The following is a 26138-nucleotide window of genomic DNA, read 5'->3' as shown; positions in this document are numbered from 1 at the left end:
GGTTCAGGCGTGCCTGCCATGGTACAGCCGCCAGGCGGCTTGTTGCACCACCGGCATTGGCGGACAATGCGCGTTTTTGCGCAAGGGTGGTGGGATGGCGACGGAGCGGGAAGAGCGGCTGCTGGCACGGGTGGAGGACGCCTTTGGCGTTATCAGCGTGTACGAGGTGGACGATTACCGTTTCCTCGAGTTCGGCGACGCCATCGAGCAGAGCTGCACCTTCACTGCCGACCCCAGCTGGCTGGAGTACGACTACACCCGCGCGATGCTGGTGGGCGCGTTGTGTCATGCACAGCCGGAGAGCGCGCTGTTCCTGGGCCTTGGCGCTGGCACCCTGACCCAGGCCTGCCTGAAGTTCCTGCCGCTGGAGGATGTCGAGGCCATCGAGCTGCGCCCCGACGTGCCGCGCCTGGCCATGGAGTTCATGGGGCTGGACGACGACCCACGGTTGTACGTGCGGGTGGGCGATGCCATCGAACTGCTGCCGACGGCGGAAAAGGCCGACCTGATCTTTGTCGACCTCTATACCGACCATGGTCCCGGCGTTGGCCACCTGGCCTGGACCTTCCTGGAAAACTGCCAGAAGCAACTAAACCCAGGTGGCTGGCTGGTGATCAACCAATGGGCCAGTGACGATGGCCGGCCGCTGGGCGCCGCCTTGCTGCGTGGGCTTTACCACCGTCATTACTGGGAATTGCCGGTGAAGGAGGGCAATGTGATCCTGTTGGTGCCTGCCGATCTGGATCAGCAACTGGACATCGATAGCCTGCGCGCCCGGGCCGAGGCGCTGGCGCCTCGCTTGGGGTATTCGCTGGAGTACCTGATCAAGGCCGTGCGACCGGCCACTTGATACACTGGGGGGCGCTTAGCGCCCCTATCGCTGGCAAGCCAGCTCCCACAGCGACCGCGCTGACTTCAAGCCTTGCCCAATTCTTGTGGGAGCTGGCTTGCCAGCGATGAAGGCAATAAACGATGTCAAAGGGAAACGTTTCAGCCGCTGCCGGATGGTCGCCACATACTGGCCTTTCCCGCTGAAATATTTCTCACGGTTCCAGGCAATTTCGTATATAGTACGCGCCGGTCTTTTAGCGGACCTCAAAATCAGGTGGTGCAAATCCTCCGAACCCAGCTTCGGCTGCGCGTCCGCTAGCCGGACCTTCCCAAGACGTTCCCATTTTCAATCGTTTTCGCAAATCCCCGCCGCCAAAGCTGCCTGGGTGACCGTTCCGGTCTTTCAAGGCATGTGCAGCTTTGGAGCATGGGTCTTTGCGGATGCACCTAGAGGCAGACCCATGACCCAGGAAACCGGCGGATTCGCCGCTCTCGATCTCAATCCGAATATCGTTGCTGCTGTTCTGGCCACCGGCTACGAAGAGCCTTCGGCTATTCAGCATCAGTCGATCCCGATCATCCTCGCCGGTCACGACATGATCGGCCAGGCGCAGACTGGCACCGGCAAGACCGCTGCCTTCGCCCTGCCGATCCTCAACAAGATCGACGTGAGCAAGCGCGAACCGCAAGCCCTGATCCTGGCGCCAACCCGTGAGTTGGCGCTGCAAGTAGCCACCGCTTTCGAAACCTACGCCAAGCAGATGCCGGGCGTTAACGTGGTGGCTGTTTACGGTGGTGCCCCAATGGGCCCACAGCTGCGCGCCATTCGTAACGGCGCACAGATCGTCGTCGCCACCCCTGGCCGCCTGTGCGACCACCTGCGCCGCGACGAGAAAGTCCTGTCCACCGTGCAGTACCTGGTACTGGACGAAGCGGACGAAATGCTCAAGCTCGGCTTCATGGACGACCTCGAAGTGATCTTCGACGCCATCCCTGCGTCGCGCCAGACCGTGCTGTTCTCCGCCACCCTGCCGTCGTCGATCCGTTCGATCGCCGAACGTCACCTGCGTGAACCCAAGCACGTCAAGATCCAGAGCAAGACCCAGACCGTCACCGCGATCGAGCAGGCCCACCTGATGGTCCACGCCGACCAGAAGATCCCGGCCGTGCTGCGCCTGCTGGAAGTCGAAGAGTTCGACGCGCTGATCGCCTTCGTGCGCACCAAGCAAGCCACCCTGGACCTGGCCGCCGCGCTGGAAGCCAAGGGCTACAAGGCTGCCGCGCTGAACGGCGACATCGCCCAGAACCAGCGTGAGCGCGTGATCGACTCGCTCAAGGACGGCCGCCTGGACATCGTCGTCGCCACCGACGTCGCTGCCCGTGGCCTGGACGTACCGCGCATCACCCACGTGTTCAACGTCGACATGCCGTACGACCCAGAGTCCTACGTGCACCGTATCGGCCGTACCGGCCGTGCCGGTCGCGATGGCCGTGCACTGCTGCTGGTCACCCCGCGTGAGCGCCGCATGCTGCAAGTGATCGAGCGTGTGACCGGGCAGAAGGTTGCCGAAGCTCGCCTGCCTAACCCGCAAGCGGTGCTCGATGCACGCATCAAGAAGCTGACCAAGAGCCTGGCGCCGCTGGTGGCCGAGTCCGAGGCCAGCCATGGCGAGCTGTTCGACCGCCTGACCGCCGACCTGGGTTGCAGTGCCCGCGCACTGGCTTCGGCCCTGCTGCGCAAGGCCACCAACGGTCAAGCGCTGGACCTGGCCGCCGTCGAGCGCGAGCAGCCGCTGGTGCCGACCTACAACCAGCGCGAGCGCAGCAGCGGTGAGCGTGCCGAGCGTGGTGAGCGCAGCGAGCGCAGTGCCGGTGACCGCGAGCGTCGCGCGCCGATGCCGCTGGCCGAAGGCCGCGTGCGTTGCCGTACCGCCCTGGGTGCCCGTGACGGTATCGCCGCCAAGAACCTGCTGGGCGCGATCCTCAACGAAGGTGGCCTGGCCCGTGACGCCATCGGCCGCATCCAGGTACGCGACAGCTTCAGCCTGATCGAGCTGCCGGAAGATGGCCTGGAGCGTCTGCTGACCAAGCTCAAGGACACCCGCGTGGCCGGCAAGCAGCTGAAGCTGCGTCGCTACCGCGAGGACTGATCCTCACGCTGCACTGAAAAATCCCCGGCCTTGGTCGGGGATTTTTTTTACACCAGGTCCAGCGGGTCATCCAGGCTGGCGAGGATCTGGTCGTAGGTGACCACCTCGATGTCCGGCAGCTTGGGTTTGAGCTCGGTGGGGGCCTGGGCCAGCTGTTCCAGGCGCTGGTTCGCCGGGTGCGCTTGCCAGCGGGCCAGGGCTTGTGCGAGTTGGGGGTGGCCGGCCAGCGAGCCGTAAACGTCCGCTGCGCTGATGGGCTTGTGGCGCAAGGTGTTCAGGCGCTCGCGGGTGGCCTGGATCTGCCGGATCTCGAAATCGAGCATGCCCAACTCGTGGGCCCGGCGCGCAGGGTAACTGTGCAGGAGGCTGGCGCGGCGGTTGTCGAATTGTTTTTTGATCGACGCCAGCGCTTCGTCGACCAGCGCGAGCTCGCGCAGGGTCACCGCCGGGGACTGGTTCTCCTGTGCCTGCTGGAAGCGGCGCAGGGTGGCCCAGCAACCCGGGACATAACTGGTGACCATGGTGTGGTCGTCGGCACCCAGTATCAGGCCCAGCAGGGCCCGCTCCGGAAGGCCATCCCTGGCGTGCAGCACCTGGTTGCACAAGGCGCGCTCGGTGATGGCCTGGCAGCCCGGCGACCAGAGGATCGCCGAGCGGGTGCCGTCGGGGAAACGCATGGGCATAAAGTGCAGCAGGTTGCCGTGGTGTTCGTATTGCTCGCCATCGCGGTTCACCAAACCTGCTTGCAGCATGTCGAGACCGAACGGGGCGCGGGCCAGGGTGGCGAGCAGGCCGGCCTTGAGCACGCCCCAGCGGGTGTTCAGCCAGGGAGGTGGCAGGCTCGGCACCGGGTCGTTGGCGAAGACGATGCGGTGGTGGACCAGGTCGGCGGCGCCGTTCATGAAGGCAGTGTCGCCGGCGCGTGGGGCGCCATAGGTGTAGAGCTGCAGGGTTGGACGGTCATCCCTGCGACGGAGCATTTCGGCGAGTAGCAAAGCCACCGCGCCGCCGAGGCTGTGGCCGCAGATGAACAGTTGCTGGGATTGGTGAAACTTCTCCAGGTAGCCGGAGACGAACTGGTAAGCCTTCTGGGCCGATTCGTAGAAGCCCCGATGCACCTGCCCCTTGCCCTCTGTAAACGGCACCTGTAGTGCATCGAGATCACGGATGACGTCTTCGGGCATTTCGCTGGTGCCGCGAATGGCGATGAGCATCACTTCGGCGTTGTGGGTAATGATCGCCTGGGTATCGGTGGCGTAGTTGTCGCCTCTGTCGTCAAGGAAATGAATGTTGGCGGGGTTTTCCTGATCCTTTCCCAATGCTGGGTCGTTGGCAGCGTACAACTCGGGGTCGAACGGCACGACCTCCCAGCGCTCGGAGTAGGGCACATCTTCGTAGAGTGGGTAACATGGCTGCTGCTGGGCAGCATCCACGCGCCAGATCTCCTTGGAGCTGGCCAGCGCTTCGCCAAACCAATTGCCCATGGTTGGCACGTGGGGGAAGCTGACCGCAGGCGCCAGCACCGGGTGCTCGTCGGGCTCCTGGCCGAAGGGGTTGTAACTGAGCGTTGCCATCAGGGCCAGCTGGTACAGGTTCAGCGCACAGAATGCAGGGTCGAAGGACAGCATTGGCCTGAGTGCCCGCAAGGGGCGGACCTCCAATACGGTGTGCTTGCCTGGCATCAGCCCGACGCCGTACTGGCCATGCTCCTCCATGATCACGTTGATGGCTTTTGAGGGCGGGAAGGTGCGCGCGAACAGGGGCGGAAGATGACTGTTGTGGCGGACGAGCTCTCGGACTTCCACTTGGTAGAAGTGGTCAGCGTGGGCTTGGGCAGGGTTGCTTGTGGTTCTGGAGGCGTCGGGATTCAGGTGGCAGGTGTTTTCGGCGCGGGTTTGAAGTTCGGTTATTGGTAAGGGTTAGTTGTCTCGGGTCTGCAGCTTTGTATAAAGGTCATTGTCACCAATGTACTCGCTAATGAATCGTAAGATTATGGGGCCAATAAAGTGATTTTTGATTTCTCCCTTTCCGTCCATATCGAGAAAGTCGCGGTATGTCTCTCCCTCTATGTCGCAGGCTTCATAGCTTGAGCCAGCGTAAGGGCTTCCACTACCAAATTCGTCAACCAGTTGGAAGCTGGTACAGGCTCCCCGTGTTGGGCATGCCAACATAGTGCTGTTCAGGGGGTGAAGCATTTCGTCGTGTAGTTTCTTGCCTGTGCTCATTGCTCATTCCTTGCAGGCTGGGTAAATATTGCAAAGTCTTCCATCGGGCATGATGAACTCGCTGAAGTCTGTGTGGTTTCCTCGGCAGTAGCCGCTCAAATCGTGCATGCCTTTCCCTAGGCAGCGCTTCCAACCAATGGGGAACTCCACCCAAGTGTCTTTGAAGTAGGGGCGTTCCGTATCCGCGAGTCGTAAATTCATTCTGATTGTTTTGCCGGGTAGTTGGTCAAGTGTGTAAGCGGCGAAAGGATGGCCGCGACCTTTTTCCCCGCGTTCATTATCTTTCTTGCAGTCAAGGATCTTGCGAATATGTCTGTCTTTCCCGGCTGTGCGGAACAACCATTGGCATACCCCATAAAAGGTATCCTCGGTGTCGGACTGCAGCGTGCGTCGGTATTTTTCTTCCAGTGTCACATATGTGCCAATGTTGGCCGAGTCGCCGTGTTGTTGGTGAAATTTATCGCCATAGGTTGCGGTGATCGTGATTTTTATCCTGTCCAGTATCATCTGGCAGCCCTTGATGACTTTGCGGATTTCGACAATGGCTACCGGGTTGTAAGGTACCCCTCGCTTTCGATTGAATGACGGCATAGTCCGGCGCCAGTCTGTCACCGAGCACTCTGTTTCAGGGTCGGGCACATACACCGTCGAGGCAGTGTAGGAAAAATTGGGGGGGAGTTCGCCAATCAAGGTGAACGTATTGGGTTCCTTATCGGTGCATCCGTTCAAGAATAAGATGCCCGTACACATCAACACTGTAATTGCGGAGGTTTTCATCTTCGTCCCTGCTCTAAAATCGATAGCCCTGGCTCTGCTCATTGATTACTCCTTGCAGCCAGGGTAAATCGTGCACAACCTTCCATCGGGCATGATGAATTCGCTGAAGTCTGTGTGGTTTCCCCAGCAGTAGGCATGAAGATCGGCCATTCCCGTACCTAGGCAGCGCTTCCAGCCATTGGGGAACTCGACCCAGGTATCCTTGAAGTAGGGGCGCTCTGTGTCTGCGAGTCGTAAATTCATTCTGATTGTTTTGCCGGGTAGTTGGTCAAGTGTGTAGGCGGCGAAAGGATGGCCGCGACCTTTTTCCCCTCGTTCATTGTCTTTCTTACAGTCAAGGATCTTGCGAATATGTCTGTCTTCCCCGGCTGTCCGGAACAACCATTGGCATACCCCAAAAAAGGTGTCCTCGGTGTCGGATTGCAGCGTGCGTCGGTATTTTTCTTCCAGTGTCACATATGTGCCAATGTTGGCCGAGTCGCCGTGTTGTTGGTGAAATTTGTCTCCATAAGTGGCATTTATAGTTATTTTTATATGGCTGAGTACCATCTGGCAGCCTTTGATGACTTTACGAATTTCGAAAACGGTTACTGGGTTGTAGGCTTCCCACCACCTTTGATTGAATGCAGGCATAGTCCGGCGCCAATCTGTCACCGAGCACTCTGTTTCCGGGTCGGGTACATACACCGTCGAGGCGGAGTAGGAAAAGTTGGGGGGGAGTTCACCGATTAGTGTGAAGGTGTTGGGTTCCTTGTCGGTGCATCCGCTCAACAATAGGATGCCCACGCACACGAACCCTTTGATTACCGTGCTTTTCATCTTTACCCCTGTACTCAAATCACTGTATGCCGACGCAAGCGATCCACATGGGCCTGGGGCAGTTCGCCGGGTAGCGGCGCGCAGTGCCGCGGCAGTTCGAAGCCTGGCGCGCCAAGGCTGAGCACCAGCAGGCACTCGATCTGTACCGGCGCCAGCCACCCCCAGTCCTGCGCCCGCTGCAACTGCCGTTGCAGCCAGGCACGTGGCGGTTGGCGTTCGGCCAGGGCCAGGTATGCCGCCAGGTGGTGGCTGTAGAGGTAACGATGGGCATTGGCCCGGGCCACCTGGCCGGTGACATTCGGCACGGGCAGTTGCAGCCAGGCGGGCGCGGCCGGCAACGGATGGGGGCCAGGTGCGGGGTTGTCCAGCGTGGCCCAGGCCTGGCCTTGCCAGTAACACACACTGATGGCCTGCCCGAGGTAGGCCGGCAAGCTCGCCCGCGCCGCAGCCAGGCCACGGGCCAGCACGCGGTTGTCGTGGAAGCGGTACAGCGCTCGCTGTGGCGGCTCGCCGACCAGCAAGCGGGCGCGCCAGTGCTCGACCCAGGCGGGCAGGTCGCCCGGCGCCAGGCTGGCCAGCCAGCCCCAGTGATCGTCCGGCAGCTCCAGCAGCGGCTGGATCAGCCGCACCTCGGCCTCGCCGACCAGGAAGCAGGCCGGCCCATGCAGGGCCAGGTAGGCGGCGTCGGTCTGCTGGTACAGCACCTGCCGGCGATCGGGGGGCAGGCTGCCCATCAGCGCCTGGCGCGCCTCAACCTGGGCGTCCAGCACCAGGGCGATGTCGCGGCCCAGGGCGCGTTGCTGGGTGATCCACTGCCAGGGGGTGATCGTGCTCATCGGGCACCTCCCGTCGGCAGGCACTGGCCGTCGCGGCAGCTTTCGCACAACGGGCAGTAGTCGCTGGCAGTGGCCTGGCTGGTGCTCAACAGCGCCAACTGCCAAGCCGAGACGGGGGCCGACAGCGCCACCGGCGCAGCCTGTGCGGTGTGCTGCCCCGGCAATGCCGGGGCGGTCGGCAGGCCTGGGACGGGCGCGCCACCGATCTGCACCGGGCTGCTGGCGAAGATACCGCTGGCGTTGATCAGCAGGTGCTGGCCCGCGACCTTCAGGCTGATGCTGTTGCCGCCCTCCACCAGCACCTCGCCATCGGCACTTACCTGCACCCGCTGGCCGGCGTGCTGCAACAGCACCGTGCCGACACGGGTGTGGCTGGCCTGCTCGACGGTCAGGTGGTCATCGGCGCGCAGCAATACCTTGCGTGCGCCGGTGACGGTGCGCTGGTCTTCGTCTTCCAGGGTGACCTGGCTGGTGCCTTTGATCAGCGCATGGCGCTGGCGACCGATGTGCAGGTGGCTGTCGTGTTCGATGCGCAGCTCCAGGTCGCGCTGGGCGCGCAGGTAGACCCGTTCGTGGCCGGCGCGGTCGTCCATGGACAGCTCGTTGTAGCCCCCACCACCGCCCAGGCTGCGGCTGCGCAGCACGGTGCGGCTCTTGTAGTCGGGCAGCGGGTAGGGCGGTAGGTGCAGGCTGTCGGGCAGGCAACCGCTGATCACCGGTTGATCGGGGTCGTCGTCGAGGAAGCTGACCAGCACGGCCATACCGACCCGGGGCACGGTCAACGCGCCATGGCGGTCGCCCGCCCAGCCCGAGGCGACCCGCAACCAGCAACTGCTGTGCTCGTCACCCTGGCCTTCACGGTCCCAGTGGAACTGCACCTTGACCCGGCCGAAGGCATCGCAATACACCTCCTCGCCCTGGGGGCCGGTTACCCGGGCTTCCTGGCTGGCCGGCACGCGGGGTTTGAAATGGGTCAGGGGCGGGCGGTAGATCATGTCCCAAGGCTGGGCGCGGAAGGTGTTGGTGTAGCGTGCCGCGGTGTCGGCGCTGGCGTTTTCTTCCAGCGCCTGGGGCTGGTGCCCTTCGTGGTGCACGTGGGTCAGTAGCCACAGCTGGTTGCAGGCCGCCTGTGGGTGGCCGGTCAAGGTCAGCAGGCGGCCGCTGCTCAGCCCGGAATCGTCACTGACCCCTTCGGCGGTGCAGTGCTGGCTGCGGCAGCGTTCCAGGGTGCGCTGGGCGAGGGCGCGGCCGCGGGTTTGGTCGAGGGTTTGCAGCAGGTTGCCGGGGTAGGCGAAGTGTTCCCGTGCCGGGGCGTCGCCAGCGCGGCTGGCATAGGCCAGCGTGGCGGCGCTCTTGCGAAAGTCGTGGTCGCGCAGTTCGACCCGCTCGACGGTGGTTTGGTACGCCAGGGAGAACGCGCAGGCCGCCGGGGCATCGGCCTGCATACCGTTTTCCTGTACGAAGGGGAGCGGCCGGGCCAGGTGGGGGAAGTGCATCTGGTGATCGCTGAACACCACGCAGTGGTCATCGGGTGTGTGTTCAAAGCGGTAGTGGATGCCGTCTTCCTGGCACAGTCGCTCGACGAAGGCCAGGTCGGTCTCGCCGTACTGCACGCAGTAGTCGCGCGCCGGAAAGGGCGCTTCGAGGCGCAGCTGACAGGCATCGGCGAGGATGCCGTGTTCCTTGAACACCTGGCCGATGATCTGCGCTACGCTGCGTTGCTGGAAGATCCGGTGGTTGTGGCGCAGCCCCAGGCGCGCCATGTGCGGCACCAGCCGCAGGTGGTAGTGGGTCAGGCGCTGGCCAACGCTGCCCAGGCTGGCCCGGCTGAGCAGGCCGTGGATGCCCCGGCGCTGGCCGTCGAAAGCGAGGAATGCCGGTTGGTCGAGCAGGGCCTGCAACGGCAGGCTGGCGCTTTCGCTGACCAGTTCGATATCGAAGGCAAAGAGGGTGCTGATGCCTTCGTCACCGCGGAAGGCGAGCACCTGGGCGTCGCGAGGCAAGGCGTCGGCGTGCAGGCGCAGACGCTCGGTAGGGGCTGGGTTGAACATCCGGTGTCCTTGTTGGTGCGGCAAAAACCGAAACCTAACAGTGACAACCGGAGGGGTGGTGTAGGAGCCTTCCGATGCTCTGGAAGGGTTAATCCCAGTGCGACGCAGGCCTCTTCAAGGTGCTGTAGGACGGCTACTCAATCGAACCGATAGATGTCCATGCCCAGCGCCCCCAGGGTGAAGCCCTGGTGCACGATCCCGAAGCGCTCGCCGGCGCCCTTGGCAAAGTACAGCGGCAACAGGTGCTCGTCGCTTGGGTGGTTGCGCACCGCGAACGGCGCTTGCTGGCGGTAGTCCAGCAATGCCGCCTGGTCGTCCGCTTGCAGCTTCTCCACTACCCAGTCGCGAAACGCCAGCGCCCAGGGCTCGATGGCATCGGGCCCGGCGTGCCAGTCCAGCTCGCCGAGGTTGTGGGTGATGCTGCCCGAGCCGATCAGCAGGATGTCTTCCTCGCGCAGCGCCGCCAGCGCCGCGCCGACCTTCAGTTGCAGCGCCGGGCCGGCCTGGCTGGGCAATGACACCTGGATCATTGGGATATCCGCTTGCGGGTACATCAGCGACAGCGGCACCCAGGCGCCGTGGTCGAAGGGCCGTTTGTCGTCCAGCTTGGCGCCCAGCAGCTCGGCCACCCGGCTAGCCAGCGCCGGCTCGCCCGGGGCGGGATACTGCACGGCGTACAGTGCCGCCGGGAAGCCGCCAAAGTCGTGCCAGGTCTGCGGTTGCGGGTTGCTGGTCACCAGCAGCTCACGGCTTTCCCAGTGCGCCGACACCACCACGATCGCCTTGGGGCGGGGCAGGGCGCGGGCCAGGCCGGCCAGGGCCGGGCCGCTGGCGCCGGGTTGCAGGGCGAGCATGGGGGAACCGTGGGAGATGAACAGGCTGGGCAGCATGGCGAGGTCCTGGCGAGTAAGATGACTCATCTTCGATCAGGCAACGATCGAGATCCAATATAAGTTTTGCAGGCTATCCATCGAAAAACCGGGAGGAAACATGGAGTCAGCGTTCTGGCACAAGCGGTGGGCAGACAACCAGATCGGTTTTCACCAGGCGCAGGTGAACCCTTATTTGCAGGCGCACTGGCCGGCGTTGGGGCTGGCACCTGGGGCGCGGGTGCTGGTGCCCTTGTGTGGCAAGAGCCTGGACTTGGTGTGGCTGGCCGCCCAGGGGTATCGGGTGCTGGGGGTGGAGCTGTCGCGCAAGGCGGTGGAGGGCTTCTTCGTCGAGCAGGGGTTGGCCGCTGAAGTTTCACGCAGGGGCGCTTTCGAAGTGTGGCGTGGCGGCGAGGTGGAGTTGTGGTGTGGGGATATCTTCGACCTGCGTGTCGAGGACGTGGCTGACTGTACCGGGCTGTACGACCGGGCGGCGCTGATTGCCCTGCCCCCCGCGATGCGCGAGCGCTACATGGCGCTGCTGGATACGCTGCTGCCGGCCTGCAAGGGCTTGCTGGTGACGCTGGACTATGACCAGGCGTTGATCGACGGGCCGCCGTTTTCGGTGAGTGACGAAGAGGTACGCCGAGGTTTTGCCGACTGGCAGGTCGAGGAGGCCGGACAGGCTCAGATCATTGCCGACAGCCCGAAATTTCAGAGTGCCGGGGTTTCCAGCCTGGTTGAGCGGGTTTATCGCATAGGTCGTTGACCGTAAGGGCCTTATCGCCGGCAAGCCGGCTCCCACAGAAACAAAGCTGAGCCTGCTGTGGGAGCCGGCTTGCCGGCGATGAGGCCGATACAGGCCCACGAAAAAGGGCGACCGAAGTCGCCCTTTTTCATACTGCCTGTGATCAGCCGCGACGGCTCAGTGCGTCGATGCGGTCTTCCAGCGGCGGGTGGCTCATCAGCAAGCCGGCCAGGCCGTGCTTGAGGCCGCCGTTGATGCCGAACGCCTTGAGGGTGTCGGGCATGTGCACCGGCAGGCCCTGCTCCGAGCGCAGGCGCTGCAGCGCGCCGATCATCGCCCCGGTGCCGGCCAGCTGGGCGCCGGCTTCGTCGGCGCGGAATTCGCGGCGGCGCGAGTACCACATGACGATGATGCTGGCGAGGATGCCCAGCAGCAGCTCGGCGACGATGGTGCTGACGAAGTAGGCGATGCCGTGGCCCTCTTCGTTCTTGAAGATCACCCGGTCGACGAAGTTGCCGATGATGCGGGCGAAGAACATGACGAAGGTGTTCACCACGCCCTGCACCAGCGCCATGGTGACCATGTCGCCATTGGCCACGTGTCCGATTTCGTGGGCCAGCACGGCGCGCACCTCGTCACGCGAGAAACGCTCCAGCAGGCCCTGGGAAACCGCCACCAGCGCGTCGTTGCGGTTCCAGCCGGTGGCGAAGGCGTTGGCCTCGTAGGCGGGGAAGATACCCACTTCCGGCATCTTGATCCCGGCCTCGCGGGACAGCTCCTCGACGGTCTGCATCAACCACTGCTCGTGGTGGGTGCGGGGCTGGGTGATGATCTGGGTGCCGGTGCTCATCTTCGCCATCCACTTGGAGATGAACAGCGAGATCAGCGAGCCAGCGAAACCGAACACGGCGCAGAAGACCAGCAGCTGGCCGAGGTTCAGATCGACCCCGTTGGCCGCCATGAACCCGTTGAAGCCCAGCAGGCTCAGGGTAATGCTTGCAACCAGCACCACCGCGAGGTTGGTGGCTACAAACAACAGAATGCGCATCATGGTTGTGACGTTCTCCTGACGGATAAGATTGTTGCGTACTGCGGGGTATATAAGGGGGAGGCCGCACCGATTCAATCGGGCGACTATTTCAAACTGTGTACGCGGGGAGTATGGCAGAGGATGCCGAGGGGGCCGTCAGATAGAGCGTTGCAGGATGTAAGAGGAGATCTGTGAGGGCGTAGGGGGCCACAATCGCCGGCAAGCCGGCTCCTACGTTAGGGCTTGCACGCTTTGTGTAGGAGCGGCCTTGCCGGGGCGCCGGATCGGCCGGAAAGGGCTGCGCAGCAGCCCCGGCAATTTATGCGAAAACGCAAAAACTGGGGCCGCTTCGTGCCCCTTTCGCGACACAAGGCCGCTCCTACAGGGGCCTTGCGAGCCACCAGTCAGGGGGCTTACTGCGAATAAGTGCGCAGGAAATTGCCGATGCGGCCGATGGCCTGCTCCAGGTCATCCACCCGTGGCAGGGTGACGACGCGGAAGTGGTCCGGCCATGGCCAGTTGAACGCGGTGCCCTGGACGATCAGCAGCTTTTCCGAGAGCAGCAGGTCGAGGGCGAACTTCTCGTCGTTGAGGATCGGGCACACTTTCGGGTCGATGCGCGGGAACGCATACAGTGCGCCCATCGGTTTGACGCAGCTCACGCCGGGGATGGCATTGAGCAGTTCGTAGGTGCGGTTGCGCTGCTCCAGCAGGCGGCCTGGCGGCAGCACCAGGTCGTTGATGCTTTGGTAGCCACCCAGGGCGGTCTGGATCGCGTGCTGGGCCGGTACGTTGGCGCACAGGCGCATGTTGGCCAGCATGTCGATGCCTTCGATGTAGCTCTGGGCGTGCTGCTTGGGCCCGGAGATGATCAGCCAGCCGGAGCGGAAACCGGCTACGCGGTAGGACTTGGACAGGCCGTTGAAGGTCAGGCACAGCAGGTCCGGGGCCAGCGACGCGGTGCTGATGTGCACGGCCTCGTCGTAGAGGATCTTGTCGTAGATCTCGTCGGAGAACACCACCAGGTTGTGCTGGCGCGCCAGCTCCAGCATGCCCAGCAGCAGTTCCTTCGAATAGACCGCGCCGGTCGGGTTGTTCGGGTTGATGATCACCAGGGCCTTGGTGTTCGGGGTGATCTTGGCCTTGATGTCGTCCAGGTCGGGGAACCAGTCGGCCTGCTCGTCGCACAGGTAGTGCACCGGCTTGCCGCCAGCCAGGCTCACCGCGGCGGTCCACAGCGGGTAGTCGGGGGCCGGGATCAGCACTTCGTCGCCGTTGTTGAGCAGCGCCTGCATCGACATCACGATCAGCTCGGACACGCCGTTGCCGAGGTAGATGTCCTCGATGCCGACACCTTCGATCTCTTTTTGCTGGCAGTACTGCATCACCGCCTTGCGCGCGCTGAACAGGCCTTTGGAGTCGCTGTAGCCCTGGGCGGTGGGCAGGTTGCGGATCACGTCCTGGAGAATTTCGTCCGGCGCCTCGAAGCCAAACGGCGCCGGGTTGCCGATGTTCAGCTTGAGGATGCGGTGGCCTTCCTCTTCCAGGCGTTTGGCGTGCTTGAGCACAGGGCCGCGAATGTCGTAGCAGACATTGGCGAGCTTGTTCGATTTGCTGAACTGCATGATGTGATCCCGATTGGACAAGGCGCGGCGCGCCGCCGGCGAAAGGTTTGAAAAGGGCGAGGCGCATGCCAGACTGGCTGGCTTGGAAAGCCAACTAATATACGTTCCACCCGCGCCATAAAGAAAGACGGCGCGAGGTGAAATTCAGCCTGCCGAGGTGCGCAACATGCAAAAGATCGACAAGACCCTGGAAGAATGGCGCGCAATGCTCGACCCCGCCCAGTACCAGGTGTGCCGGCTCAAGGGCACCGAGCGGCCGTTCAGCGGCAAGTACAACAGTGAGCGCCGCGACGGCATCTACCACTGCATCTGCTGCGACCTGGCGCTGTTCGACGCCAAGACCAAATTCGACTCCGGCTGCGGTTGGCCGAGTTTCTACGCACCGATCGAAGAAGCCGCGATGATCGAGATCCGCGACACCTCCCACGGCATGATCCGCACCGAGGTCACCTGCGCGCAGTGCGATGCCCACCTGGGCCACGTATTTCCCGACGGCCCACCACCGACTGGCCTGCGCTACTGCATCAATTCGGTGTGCCTGGACCTCAAACCACGCGACTGAAGGAGCACGAGCATGGCCGATGCATTGCTGGATATCCCCTGCGTCACCCTCAAGGGTGAGCAGAAAGTGCTGGGCGATTTCGCCGGCAAGGCGCTGCTGGTGGTCAACACCGCCAGCCAGTGCGGTTTCACCCCGCAGTACAAAGGCCTGGAGCGCCTGTGGCAGGCGCACCGCGAGCAGGGGCTGGTGGTGCTGGGCTTCCCCTGCAACCAGTTCGGCAAGCAGGAGCCGGGCGACGCCAGTGAAATTGCGCACTTCTGTGAGATGAATTTCGGCGTCAGCTTCCCGCTGTTTCGCAAGATCGAGGTCAACGGCACCGGCGCTCACCCGCTGTTCGTCGAGCTCAAGCACCGTGCCCCTGGCCTGCTGGGTACACAGAAGATCAAGTGGAACTTCACCAAGTTCCTGGTCGATCCCGCCAGCGGCAAGGTCACGCGCTACGCGCCGACCACCAAGCCTGAGGCCCTGGAAGCCGATATCGAGCGCCTGCTCAAGCGTTGACGGGCACCCAGTGGTCGATCAGCGCCAATAGCTCTTCGCGGCGGAACGGCTTGGCCAGGTAGTCGTTCATGCCCGCGGCGCGGCAGCGTTCGCGTTCCTCGGGCATGGCGTTGGCGGTCAGCGCGACGATGGGCAGCGCTGGCCAGCGCCCGTCCTGGCGGATACGCCGGGTGGCTTCGTAGCCATCCATGATCGGCATGTTGCAATCCATCAGCACCAGGTCGAAGGCGCCCTGTTCCAGGCGCTCCAGCGCTTCGGTGCCGTCGGCGGCGACCTGCACCTGGCAGCCGAGCTTGCCCAGCATTCCCTTGGCCACCAGTTGGTTGACCGGATTGTCCTCCACCAGCAGCACGCGCGCGCGCCGCTCCTGGGCTACGACCCGCTCGTGGGGCAGCGGTGCGTTGGGTTCGCCGTGCAGGGTTCGGCGCAAGGTCTGGTAGAGGGCATTGCGTGCCAGCGGCCGGGCCAGTTGGTGCAAGGGGGCCAGTTGCGTGGCCTGCTCGCCGGGCAGGAAGCTGCCATAGGCGGTCACCAGCAGGATTGGCGTGCGCAGGGTAGGGCGTAGCGCGAGCACATGATCGAGCTCGTCGGTGATCAGCAGGTCCGCGGGCGCCCCGGCGAGTGCATCGGCAGCGTCGACGCGCGCGTAGTCCAGCCCCCAGCGCGGCAGCAGGCCTTGTAGCAGCTCGGCCAGGCCACTGCCCACATTGGTCAGCGCGACCACGCGCCCGGCCAGCGGCACCGGGGGGATTGCCTCGGTGTGCGCGGGCAGCGGAAGCTCGGCGCAGAAGCGGCTGCCAAAGCCGGTTTGCGACTGGATGTGCAGGTGGCCCTGCATGGCCTTGCACAAGTTGCGGGTCAGGGCCAGGCCCAGGCCGGTGCCGCCGTACTGGCGGGTGATGCCGGCGCCAGCCTGGGTGAACGGCTGGAAGATCCGCGCCTGCGCCTCCTCGGGGATACCGATACCGGTGTCGCTGACCTCCAGGCGCACACCGCCGACGATGCAGGCCAGGCGCAGATCGACGCGGCCGAAGCGGGTGAACTTGAGCGCGTTGGACACCAGGTTGCTGACGATCTGCCGCACCCGCGTCGGGTCACCCAGCACCGAGCTGGGGAAGTTCGGGGCGATCAGGCAGGTCAGCTCGACGCTGGGGGCGGCGTTCTGCGACAGCAGGTTGGCGGTGTCCTCGACCATCGCGCCGAGGTCGAAGGGGATGCGCTCAAGCTCCAGCTGGCCGGCATCGAATTTGGAAAGATCGAGGATATCGTTGAGCAGCTCGACCAGCACCTTGCCTGAGTCGTGGGCGATCGACAGCTGCTGGCGCTGCTCGGCGGCCATGAGGTTGTCCAGGGCCAGGGCGATCATGCCCAGCATGCCGTTGAGCGGGGTGCGGATCTCGTGGCTCATGTTGGCGAGGAAAGCGGCGCGCGCCTGGGCCATGTCCAGGGCGCGCTGGCGCGCTTCGTCCAGCTCCTGGTTGGACTGGCTCAGGCGGCTGTTGCTGGCCTTGAGCTCGGTGGTGCGGGCCGAGACGATGTCCTCCAGCTCGTTGAGGTACTGCGTCAGGCGATTCTCGGCGTTGCGCCGCTGCTGGATCTCGGTGGCCATGCTGACGAACTGCTGGTTGGTGGCCTTGACCAGTACGCCGATCTCGTCGTTCTCGTGGCCCTTCGGGCAGTCCACCCGGGTTTGCCGTGGGGTGCGGGCATCGCCGCCGCTCAGCGCGCTGATCACCGTCACCAGGGGTTTGGTCAGCATCAGGTAGAACAGCCCCAGGAGGATGCCGGTCAGTACCAGGCTGCGGGCAAAGCCGTTGACCAGGGTGACCCCGGCGCGGTCGAGGAAGCGCCCGCCGAAGGCAAAGGTATCGACGTCCAGGTACAGGGTGCCGAGGTATTCATCGGGCATGTGGGCGAGGAACAGGCGGTCCTGGAACTGGCGCTGTTCGCCGAACAGGAAGTCCGACAGTGGCCGGTAGCGGCTTTCCAGGCGCGGGCGCTGCACGTCGGCCAGCACCGTGTCGTTGTTGTCGATCAGCCGCACGCGGATCAGCGCCGGGGATTTGAGCAGGCCACCGGTGAGTTCCTGGGCCAGTTCCGTGTCGATGTTGTAGGCGATGCGCGAAGCGGTGTCATGGCTGATTTTCAGCAGCGTCTGTATTTCACGGTTGATGGACGCGTCTTCGCTGGCATAATCGATGCCGATCTGGATGAGACTGAGCAATGTTCCCAGGATGAAGCCGACCAGGACTGTCAACCGGGCTTGCTTGTATGACAGGCGATTGGTGAACTTGATATCCATGGGTCCCAAGCCGGTGATGTGCTCCGTGCGCTGCGCAAGCATAGCCGATCAGCCCTGGCTGCTGGCGGGTCTGTCAAACATTCAGCCTTGACTGCCATTGCGGGGCAAGCCCGCTCCCGCGTGATCGCTGAGCGCCTGCTCACTGACGGTGTGGGAGCGGGCTTGCCCCGCGATGGTGGTCCGACGCTCTCATTGCCTGCTTTCAGGAGTCATCATGGACCCCCGCCTTATCGCTTTCCTCGACCGCGCCGAATCCGTCCTTGCGCGCCTCGAACCCTTGCTGCCCGCCCCACGCCCGGACATTGACTGGCGCACCACGCTCGCCGCCCGCTGGCAGCGCGATGGCCGTAGCGGCTACCTGATGCCGCTCGAGGTCAGCCTCGACATCCGCCTGTCCGACCTGATCGGCGTGGACCAGCAGCGTGACCAGTTGGGTCGCAACACGCATCAGTTCATCAACGGCATGCCGGCCAATCACGCCTTGCTGTGGGGCTCGCGCGGCACCGGCAAGTCGTCGTTGGTGCGCGCGTTGCTGGCCGAGCACGCAGGCGAAGGCCTGCGCCTGATCGAGATCGAGCGCGACCACCTGGCCGACCTGCCGCGGGTGGTCGAACAACTGAGCAAGCTCGAACAGCGCTTCATCCTGTTCTGCGACGACTTGTCGTTCGAAGCCGGGGAGGGCGACTACCGGGTGCTCAAGAGCGTGCTCGACGGCTCGCTGGAGCAGGCGCCGGACAACGTCCTGCTGTACGCCACCTCGAACCGTCGCCACCTGGTGCCGGAGAAACAGAGCGACAACGAGAACTGGAAGATGGTCGACGGCGAACTGCACCCCAACGAAGCGGTGGAGGACAAGATCGCCCTGTCCGACCGTTTTGGTCTGTGGCTGTCGTTCTATCCGTTCTCGCAAGAGCACTTCCTCAACGTGGTCGAGCACTGGATCGGCCAGCTGGCGCGCCCGGCCGGGCTTGCCTGGCAGCGTAGCGAAGCGCTCGATATCCTCGCCGTGCGCTGGGCTACTGGCCGCGGCAACCGTAATGGCCGTTGTGCCTATCAGTTCGCCCGCTACTGGGTCGGGCTGCAATTGCTGGAGCAGAAATAAATGATCGACCTCAACGCCAGTGGCCAAGGCCTCGATGGCTACGGCCTGCTGGCCGCGCAAGTGCAGGCGCTGTTCGCCGACGAGCGCGACTTCATCGCCAATGCCGCGCAGTTCTCGGCCTTCCTCTACAGCCAGGTGGATGACCTGAACTGGGCGGGCTTCTACCTCAACCGTAATGAAGAACTGGTGCTCGGCCCGTTCCAGGGCCAGGTGGCCTGCGTGCGCATTGCGTTCGGCAAGGGCGTGTGCGGCGCGGCGGCGGCCACCCGACAGACGCAGCGCGTGGAGGATGTGCACGCGTTCCCCGGGCACATCGCCTGCGACAGTGCGTCGAACAGTGAGCTGGTGATCCCGCTGGTGAAGGCTGGGCGGCTGATTGGCGTGCTCGACCTGGACAGCCCGAAGCTGGCGCGTTTCAGCGAGGCCGACCAGGTTGGGCTGGAGCGACTGGCGGCGATTTTCCTGGAATTGACCGACTGCTGAAATGAACAAGGGGCCTGCGAAGGCCCCTTTGTTTTGCATCGTGCGTACCGGCCTCATCGCCGGCAAGCCGGCTCCCACAAGGTCCTGTGGGAGCCGGCTTGCCGGCGATGAGGTTTAACGACAATCGGATCAGTCGTAGATGACCTTCTTCTTCCAGGTCTCGTCATCGTCGGTCTTCAGGCCCTGGGTCAGTGCATTCTGCTCGTCTTCGGCCGGCTCCATCTGGTCCAGCACCTGGGCATTGGCCCGGTTCAGCAGCTTCTCCATATACGTGAGCTGCTCTTCGTACTGCTTCGGTTCGGGCTGCTTGCGCAGGTACTGCACGCCGCGCTCGAAGGCCAGGCGGGCCTGGCCGGGCTGGTTCTGTTGCAGTGCTTGCTGGCCGAGGTTGTTGAAGAACTCGATGTGCAGCAGCACCAGGATGTGGCGGATCTCTTTGACCCAGTACTTGCCTTCGTTGGTGGCCAGGAAACCCTCTTGCGTGGCGCGCACGATCTGGTTGTGCAGCAGCTCGAGCAGGAAACGCACATCCTTGGCCTTGGCCTCGGTGTGGATAGGGGCGGGCGGGTTGCTCACCGGCAGCTTGTCGCCCTGGGCGATCAGGCCTTCGAGTTCGCCGATGCGGGCTTTGAGTTCGGTGCTGTGCTTGTCCAGGTTCAGCTGGCGCTGGTTCAGGTTGAGCTCCAGGCGGGTCAGCAGCAGCTTGAGCGCCGGGGTCATGAACTGGCCGGGGAAGGTTTCGGTGATCTCGCCGCAGCGGCGCAGGCGATCGGCCAGCTCGACCTTCAACCGCGCGCGTTCGAGCTTGCCGTTCTCGACCACGTTGTTGAGGTAGCCGATCACGATCAGCAATGCGATGCCCGCAACGATAAGCAGGGTGATCAGAAGTGGTGTCACCGTTAACGCCTCATGAAGAAGTTTTGCATCTATCGAGAGTGTAGTGAGTTCGCTGTAAAGCGAACAGTACAGCCTGGCGGAAGCGCGGTGTGGGTAACCCCGCGCCCACAAGGCGGGCTATCAACCTGTGGGGGCGGGTTTAGCCGCGATGGGGCCGTGCAGGCGCTACTGCTTTATATGTCGGCCAAGGTCTCGATTACTCAAGGTGGTGGCGCTTTGATATGAGCTTGCCGGGCTGCCGTCAGAAAATCAACGTCAAACCTCGGACGCATCCTGCATTAAGCTGCCTCAGTACGGGAAGTCATTGATTTAAATAAATTTCTACAAAGGGGTTGACGGCTTTCCATGGCATCCATAGAATGCGCGCCACTTGCAGCGTAAAGCACTAAGCGAAACGCGGCAGGGAGTGAAGATGTAGCTGTGTCCCCTTCGTCTAGTGGCCTAGGACACCGCCCTTTCACGGCGGTAACAGGGGTTCGAGTCCCCTAGGGGACGCCAATGCGGGAATAGCTCAGTTGGTAGAGCACGACCTTGCCAAGGTCGGGGTCGCGAGTTCGAGTCTCGTTTCCCGCTCCAGTTTCTCCGGCACTGCTTCGGCAGGGCAGGAAAAGAAAATCCAGGCTGAATCGTGAGGTTCATGTACTGGTGCGCTGCAAAGCGTCGGCTTAGTCCCCTTCGTCTAGTGGCCTAGGACACCGCCCTTTCACGGCGGTAACAGGGGTTCGAGTCCCCTAGGGGACGCCAAATTGCGGGAATAGCTCAGTTGGTAGAGCACGACCTTGCCAAGGTCGGGGTCGCGAGTTCGAGTCTCGTTTCCCGCTCCAGTTTCAATGGCGTCGTTCTTGACGGTGCAGGTGGTGAAGGTCTTCAAGGCGCTTCACGCCAAATGCGGTAAAGCTTCAAATTGCGGGAATAGCTCAGTTGGTAGAGCACGACCTTGCCAAGGTCGGGGTCGCGAGTTCGAGTCTCGTTTCCCGCTCCAAATCTAAAACGCCACTTCTTATGAAGTGGCGTTTTTTTTTGCCTTGCTCAAGCCTGTGATTCGGCGCTGCGAATCTGCGAAGGGATGATCGAGGGGCGTGCCGATCCTGATCCGCTCACCGATGAGATGGACGGCCTGCCGCCGAGGTTCCGCGAACTGGTGCCTGGGGGGGCAGAGGGTTCGGGGGGGGCGGAGGCTTCCATATAGCTCAGGGCTCCGGATGCTGAGGAGCGGCGCTGCATTGTCGCGGCGGGCTGGCTGAGCAGGCTGGCGGACGAGGATCTGCGGCTCGCAGCCACCGCTGTCGCCGCCACCTTGCTGGCGATCAGCGGGCTTTTCGATAGCGAAGCGAATGTTGACGTAAGGTCGACAATACCCAGTCCGATTGATACATAGTCCATGACATCCGCAGCTCTTATGAGCTTCTCATCGCTCGTTGTCAGCGCTGCAGCGCTGACAGCCAGGCTGCTGGCATTCAGGGCCGTACCGATTAGGTTCATTAGCGTGATGAACGCTGGGGCGCTACCGACTGCTCCGATACCTAGGCTAGCGATCGAAAGGAGCAGCGACAGGCCGCCTTTGATAAACAGGTCATTCTTTGCTTTCTCTCTGGCTGCCTGTTGCTGCCTCTCGAACTCCATTGATTGATAGCGCAGATACCTTTGCGCTTCGCTTTCATACGCCGATGTGAGTTCGATACCTTGGGCAGAGCTCGACTGCTGGTAGTCCGAGGCGCTGGCAATGCCCTGTGCGCTATGGCCCGTGGGGTCGTTGAAAGCAATCGGATTAGCGTTGGCGTAGCCATAGCAGGACAGTCCGCCTCCATCGAAGGGGCTCATGGAGTCTGGGCTATTGAAGCGCAGCTGCTTGGGGTTGAGGGCGCGATAACCGCTGCCCAGAAGGTACCAGCCGGTGGCCGGGTCGATGTACTCGCCGTTGAAGCCCAGCAGGCTGGCCCCCTGCGCCAGCGGGTAATGGCCGCCATAGGCGAGGTAACTGGTATCGCTGCGTGTGTCGTGGGTTGCCTCGCTGATCACGCTGACATTGGCGTTGGTCTGCAGCAGCAGGATGTCATCGCCCGTTTGCTGGGCAAACGGTGTACCCAAGGCACGCAGCCACTGGGTTTTGCTGGCGCCGCGGATGGCGAAGCTCAAGCGGTTCTCTTCGAATACCAGCAGAGTCTCTTCGTTTGCGTCGTGCTGGGTTGCCAGTAATTGCCCGAGTGCGTCATACCGATAGGTACTGTTGCTCCTGCCTAGTGCATCCTCCGCCGTGACCTGCTGCAGATGGCCGAGCGCGTCGTAGATCATCGTTCGGCCGAGTTCGTCGCGTTGCAGGTGGCCGTCTTGCGTATAGCTCAGGGGCAGTGGTTGCTTGTAACGGGGGGGGATGTAGACGATCTCCTTGAGTTGGCACGGGTCATCGGGCGCGGCAAGGAACAGGGTGTGTTCAGCGTCAGCGTTCGCGAACTCGTTCCTACAGTAGAAGATGTTGTCGTACGGGTCGTAGAGGAACGTCTGATGCTTGATGGTCCGCCCCAGTTCGTCCTTGGGCTGTTTCTGGCCACGGTACTTGAGCGTGGTCAGCCTTTTGCGTTCGTCATAACCGAACGTTTCCTGCAGCAGCAGCGTTTGGCCCTCCATCAGTTCCCGGTGCCTGAGCAGATCGCCGGGGCCCCAGGTCTGCTGCAGCGTGCGTTCGGCTTGCCGTTCAAGCTTCAGTGTGCGGGATACTTCCCGATCATGCTCGTCATAGCTGATGACGGTGGTGGCGACTGGCGTGGCGGCGCCGCTTTGCTCGACCTCGAAGCGGTTTGGGCGCCCCAGTGGGTCGTAGCTCACATTCACGCTGAATGCACCCTGCCTGACACTGTGCAGGCGACCGTGGTCATCGTATTGCCACTGGGTGGCGAGGCTGCCGGTCGCTGTCTGTAACAGGGCGCGCCCGGCGCTTGAAAACTGTTTTTCACGCTTGAACACGCAGGTGCCGTCTACACACCACTCTTCAAGCTTCAGGCGGTTGTTCCAGTCGTATGCGTAGCGGCGCTGGCCATGCTCGTTGGTAGCACTGACAAGCGTCGCGCGAACATCATCGAAGGCGAAATCGGATTGATAGGTATCTTCTACGGTGATGGCGGTGGGTGAGTCGGTGAGTTGCGGGTTGTAACTGAGGTCGACGGCCCTGGCGGCGGCGGTGGTCCGTCGGTTGGCAAGTGACTTGCCAGCCGGATAGTCGAGTGTTTCCGTGCGCATGCCTGCTGTGGTGGACTTGAGACGGCCCACGCCATCGTGAACCCTGGTGCCGAGTGTCACGGGCGTGCCGGCGACGCCGGGAGGGGCTACAGCCATGACCCTGATTGCCGCGGCTAACGTTTGAGGGCTGTGAGCGGCATAGTCGCGCAAGACCCTGGTGTTGTCTGGGAGGCGTACCTGCGTGACACGTCCAAAGGCATCGTAGGTGTTGAGGGTTTTATATCCATACGCGTCTCGCTGCACCACGCACTGCCCGAGCCCGTCGTACTCGAATCGCTCTACTTCGGTCGCAGTGCCCGCCGTTCCAAGCCTTTGCGTTCTTTCCGGTTTGTCGAACAGGTTGATCCACTGCTTGCGTTTGCTGCTGGTTGCCCCGTCTTTCCCTGCTGCCTGTCGCCAGGTTTGCACAATGCGGCCTTTGTACCCACCGGGGCCGTGCAGTTCGGTGTCTGTATGCTGCTGGGTCCCATCGGGCAACGTGACGCAGTTCTGATGGCCCCAATGGTCGTAGGTAGAGTGCTGCGTCAGCTGGGTCAGTCGCGTCGCTCCGTTGTAATCGAACTGTGTCGTGGTGGTTTGCCTGCCCTGCGTGTCGTACTCGATATGGCGGATATCGAATGCCTGTTTGCGGGTGGCGTCGCTGGTGTCATCGATATGGTCACGCGCTTCCCTTACCAGGCGGGTCAAGCCGTCGAGGTAGGTGATCATGGTGACACCGTGGGAAGTGGTGAGTTGCTGCTGCGCTCGGTCGCGGTCTACGGCGCATAGTGTGTAGCTGTAAGTGCGCGTCGCGGCGTACTGAGTGGTTGGCGCTACTGTTTCGCTGACGAGCCGGCCAAGCACGTCATACACGAAGTGCATCTTCGTGCCTTCTTCATCCTCGCTGAGCAACGGCTCGCCAGTGAGCAGGGAGCGTTCGCTGCGGGTGATCTTGTAGACGCCTTTTAGCGCTTCGTTGTCGGGGTCATATTCATGCCCCATCACCGTCTGCTCGATGCTGAGCACCGTCTGCTCGGCCTGATCACTACCGAAGCCAGTGGCCGTGCCCAGTGCGTAGGCGTAACGGGTCATGGTGGTCAGCCCGTTCATGGTCAGCGCCTGGCTGTGTAACCGGCCATGGATGAACGCGTCGTTACTGTCGTCGTAGTAAGTGTGCTGGATGCTTTGCAGCGTGCTGGCCTGTTCCCCTGTCATTTGCTCCAGCAGCTCCTCATCGACCACGTGCCAGCTCTGGTCCTGGGTATTGCCTGGCAGTGCGGCCAGGGTGCGGTAGCGGTAGCGGGTGCGCAGGGTAGGTGCTTGGGCACCGGGCCCGGGCGTGGTGGTCTTGCTCTTGAGGTGGCGCGCGAAGCCGTCCGGGTCGGCGGGGCAGTCGCTGCCTTCACCGGTGCTTGGGTACCACAGGCTGGTTTCGATCACCCCGTTGGGCTGCTCTTCGGTATGCAGGTTACCGTCGTCGTGGTAGGTGCGCTTGATGACTTCCTGGCGTTCATCGCCACTGCTGCGCTTGCGCCAGCGGGTAGTGGTGTCCTGGGGCAGCTGGCAATCGGCGCGCTGGTCCTTGAACGGNTGCGCAGGGTAGGTGCTTGGGCACCGGGCCCGGGCGTGGTGGTCTTGCTCTTGAGGTGGCGCGCGAAGCCGTCCGGGTCGGCGGGGCAGTCGCTGCCTTCACCGGTGCTTGGGTACCACAGGCTGGTTTCGATCACCCCGTTGGGCTGCTCTTCGGTATGCAGGTTACCGTCGTCGTGGTAGGTGCGCTTGATGACTTCCTGGCGTTCATCGCCACTGCTGCGCTTGCGCCAGCGGGTAGTGGTGTCCTGGGGCAGCTGGCAATCGGCGCGCTGGTCCTTGAACGGCTTGGCCGGGTCATAGGAATACGTGGTCAGCACCGTGCGCAGGTGCTGGTCGTCATCCGGCCCTTGTCGTTCCTGCTCCCAGGCCAGCAGGTGGAACTTGTTGAACTGCCGTTCGAGGGTGCGGGCCACCGAGCCGTCGGCAGCCAGCAGTTGCTCCACCGAGCCATAGCGGTAGCTGCCGGAGTGCCGGTAGAGGATATCCAGGCCGGGGGTGGGGTCTGGATCGCCCAGCGGCAGGTTGGCGCCGAGGAAGTTGTTGCCGGCCTGGTAGTCGGCATCGCCGGTGGTGAGTGCGTAGCTGTAGGTGAAGACCTGGTTGCAGGGTTTGTTGGCCGCCGCCGGCCCATCCTTGTCGCCAGGGCGGATCTCGTGCCGGGCGACCCGGGGCAGCCGGCCCGAGATGCCATTGGAGAAGCCGTGGCCCTCAGGGTCGTATTCGATCAGTTCCCAGGCACCGGTGGGCGTACGCACCTCGGTGAGGCAGTCGTGGCCGTGGTGGCTCTCGTAGCGGAAGCGCCATTTGCCCTGGTTGCCGCCCACGCTGGGCAGTTGCAGTTCGGTGACCTTGCCCTCGCCATCCAGCTGCAGGACGAAAACGGCTTGCTGCTGGGGTGCACCGGCGGGGTTGAGGGTGATCGTCAGCGCGGTGGTCGTGCGTTCGACCGTCAACAGGTCGAGGTAGTTGCCGTCGGCATCGGCGCCCTGGATGGAGGCCAGGCGGTAGTGGGTCTGATTGAACAGTTCGGTGAGGGTGTACTGACAGTGGCCCTTGGAGAGCTCAACGAACTGTGCGCGCTTGCCGCTCGTCTCGATGAAAGGCGTGTAGGCCAGCTTCAGCGGTCGGGTCTGGGCGGTACGTATCTGCGCAGGCAGGTACAGCGGGCGGCTGGCTTCGAGGCGCTGAAGCTTTTCGATCAGCCCGGAGCGGTGCCTGACCTCGTAGTACGCTTCAGTCCCGGGTTCAGTCTTCCTGTACAGCTTGAAACTGTCGAGTTTCTTCTCGTCCATGAACAGCTCGGTGCCGACCGGTTCTTTGGCCTGGAAGCTTTCACCGGTGTGCAGGGCGACCACCTGGTTTCCCGGATCGAACTGCGACAGCTGCAGGTTCCAGCCTTTGCCGTAGCCGGAGTCCTGGGTGTTGAGCGGGTTGAAGAACAGCGCAAGGTTCAGCGCCGGCCCCAGCAAGGCGTTGGCTTCTACTTCCGGCAGGGTGAGGGACACCGTGTACTGGCCGGTGCGC

At 63.0% G+C, this 26138-nt stretch carries 17 protein-coding genes, 5 tRNA genes and 1 pseudogene; 12 read left to right on the top strand and 11 right to left on the bottom strand.

All coding sequences use genetic code 11. The annotated features are described in order from the left end of the window. Positions 1-94: 94 nt before the first annotated feature. Together IX761_RS01620 and IX761_RS01615 are read left to right on the top strand one after the other, a co-directional pair. The gene (locus tag IX761_RS01620) at positions 95-850 is read left to right on the top strand and encodes a spermidine synthase (protein ID WP_194787798.1); all 756 of its coding nucleotides are present in this window, start codon (positions 95-97) and stop codon (positions 848-850) included. 408 nt (positions 851-1258) lie between these two features. Continuing rightward, a pseudogene (locus IX761_RS01615) lies at positions 1259-2981 on the top strand (DEAD/DEAH box helicase). Positions 2982-3028: 47 nt separating this feature from the next. Here IX761_RS01615 and IX761_RS01610 read toward each other — a convergent pair. The 6 genes from IX761_RS01610 to IX761_RS01585 all read right to left on the bottom strand — a co-directional run bounded on the left by IX761_RS01610 (position 3029) and on the right by IX761_RS01585 (position 10579). Beyond that, the gene (locus IX761_RS01610) at positions 3029-4696 is read right to left on the bottom strand and encodes a lipase family protein (protein ID WP_228533170.1); all 1668 of its coding nucleotides are present in this window, start codon (positions 4694-4696) and stop codon (positions 3029-3031) included. 513 nt (positions 4697-5209) lie between these two features. Next, a complete protein-coding gene (locus tag IX761_RS01605) occupies positions 5210-6025 on the bottom strand; it encodes a hypothetical protein (protein WP_228533144.1) in 816 nt (271 codons plus the stop codon). A 3-nt stretch (positions 6026-6028) separates the two neighbouring features. Next, positions 6029-6802, bottom strand: a complete 774-nt coding sequence (locus IX761_RS01600; RefSeq protein WP_194787796.1) for a hypothetical protein — start codon at positions 6800-6802, stop codon at positions 6029-6031. Between the two features lie 14 nt (positions 6803-6816). Beyond that, on the bottom strand, positions 6817-7638 hold the full coding sequence (locus IX761_RS01595) for a DUF4123 domain-containing protein (RefSeq protein WP_194787795.1): 822 nt from the start codon (positions 7636-7638) through the stop codon (positions 6817-6819). Next, on the bottom strand, positions 7635-9689 hold the full coding sequence (tssI, locus tag IX761_RS01590; RefSeq protein ID WP_194787794.1) for a type VI secretion system tip protein TssI/VgrG: 2055 nt from the start codon (positions 9687-9689) through the stop codon (positions 7635-7637). Before tssI ends, IX761_RS01595 begins: the two co-directional genes overlap by 4 nt. Positions 9690-9826: 137 nt before the next feature. After that, complete coding sequence (locus IX761_RS01585) at positions 9827-10579, bottom strand: DODA-type extradiol aromatic ring-opening family dioxygenase (RefSeq protein ID WP_194787852.1); 753 nt, start codon at positions 10577-10579, stop codon at positions 9827-9829. Between the two features lie 100 nt (positions 10580-10679). On the opposite strand from IX761_RS01585, the gene IX761_RS01580 reads away from it, so the two are divergent. Next, positions 10680-11327: a thiopurine S-methyltransferase gene (locus IX761_RS01580; RefSeq protein ID WP_194787793.1), complete on the top strand. Its 648-nt coding sequence runs from the start codon at positions 10680-10682 to the stop codon at positions 11325-11327. Between the two features lie 142 nt (positions 11328-11469). Here IX761_RS01580 and htpX read toward each other — a convergent pair whose 3' ends face one another. Further along, complete coding sequence (htpX, locus tag IX761_RS01575) at positions 11470-12357, bottom strand: protease HtpX (protein ID WP_194787792.1); 888 nt, start codon at positions 12355-12357, stop codon at positions 11470-11472. Positions 12358-12749: 392 nt separating this feature from the next. Further along, entirely contained in the window at positions 12750-13961 is a 1212-nt protein-coding gene (locus tag IX761_RS01570; protein ID WP_194787791.1) for a pyridoxal phosphate-dependent aminotransferase, read from the bottom strand. A 166-nt stretch (positions 13962-14127) separates the two neighbouring features. Here IX761_RS01570 and msrB point away from each other — a divergent pair, with 166 nt between their 5' ends. Further along, positions 14128-14523: a peptide-methionine (R)-S-oxide reductase MsrB gene (msrB, locus tag IX761_RS01565; RefSeq protein ID WP_194787790.1), complete on the top strand. Its 396-nt coding sequence runs from the start codon at positions 14128-14130 to the stop codon at positions 14521-14523. A 12-nt stretch (positions 14524-14535) separates the two neighbouring features. Further along, a complete protein-coding gene (locus IX761_RS01560; RefSeq protein WP_194787789.1) occupies positions 14536-15024 on the top strand; it encodes a glutathione peroxidase in 489 nt (162 codons plus the stop codon). On the opposite strand, the gene IX761_RS01555 is transcribed toward IX761_RS01560, so the two are convergent. Continuing rightward, positions 15014-17368, bottom strand: a complete 2355-nt coding sequence (locus tag IX761_RS01555; protein WP_194787788.1) for a hybrid sensor histidine kinase/response regulator — start codon at positions 17366-17368, stop codon at positions 15014-15016. The two genes, IX761_RS01560 and IX761_RS01555, sit on opposite strands and share 11 nt — an antisense overlap. A gap of 172 nt (positions 17369-17540) precedes the next feature. On the opposite strand from IX761_RS01555, the gene IX761_RS01550 reads away from it, so the two are divergent. Beyond that, positions 17541-18428 carry an ATP-binding protein gene (locus IX761_RS01550; protein ID WP_194787787.1) on the top strand — a complete coding sequence of 296 codons (888 nt, stop codon included), beginning with the start codon at positions 17541-17543 and terminating at the stop codon, positions 18426-18428. Continuing rightward, the gene (locus IX761_RS01545; RefSeq protein WP_194787786.1) at positions 18429-18911 is read left to right on the top strand and encodes a GAF domain-containing protein; all 483 of its coding nucleotides are present in this window, start codon (positions 18429-18431) and stop codon (positions 18909-18911) included. Between the two features lie 129 nt (positions 18912-19040). Here the strand turns inward: IX761_RS01545 and IX761_RS01540 are convergent, their stop codons facing one another. Then, positions 19041-19808 carry a hypothetical protein gene (locus IX761_RS01540; RefSeq protein ID WP_194787785.1) on the bottom strand — a complete coding sequence of 256 codons (768 nt, stop codon included), beginning with the start codon at positions 19806-19808 and terminating at the stop codon, positions 19041-19043. Positions 19809-20230: 422 nt separating this feature from the next. Here IX761_RS01540 and IX761_RS01535 point away from each other — a divergent pair. The 5 genes from IX761_RS01535 to IX761_RS01515 all read left to right on the top strand — a co-directional run bounded on the left by IX761_RS01535 (position 20231) and on the right by IX761_RS01515 (position 20790). Further along, positions 20231-20306: transfer RNA gene (locus IX761_RS01535), tRNA-Glu, on the top strand. A 2-nt stretch (positions 20307-20308) separates the two neighbouring features. Then, positions 20309-20384: transfer RNA gene (locus IX761_RS01530), tRNA-Gly, on the top strand. A 92-nt stretch (positions 20385-20476) separates the two neighbouring features. Then, positions 20477-20552 (top strand) — tRNA-Glu (locus tag IX761_RS01525). 4 nt (positions 20553-20556) lie between these two features. Continuing rightward, positions 20557-20632: transfer RNA gene (locus tag IX761_RS01520), tRNA-Gly, on the top strand. A gap of 82 nt (positions 20633-20714) precedes the next feature. Then, positions 20715-20790: transfer RNA gene (locus IX761_RS01515), tRNA-Gly, on the top strand. A 47-nt stretch (positions 20791-20837) separates the two neighbouring features. Here IX761_RS01515 and IX761_RS27370 read toward each other — a convergent pair. Continuing rightward, entirely contained in the window at positions 20838-24461 is a 3624-nt protein-coding gene (locus IX761_RS27370; protein WP_194787784.1) for an RHS repeat-associated core domain-containing protein, read from the bottom strand. Positions 24462-26138 lie beyond the last annotated feature (1677 nt).

Source organism: Pseudomonas sp. UFMG81 (assembly GCF_015354575.1).
In the GTDB taxonomy this organism is placed as follows: domain Bacteria; phylum Pseudomonadota; class Gammaproteobacteria; order Pseudomonadales; family Pseudomonadaceae; genus Aquipseudomonas.
This window is presented reverse-complemented; position numbering and strand designations above follow the sequence as displayed.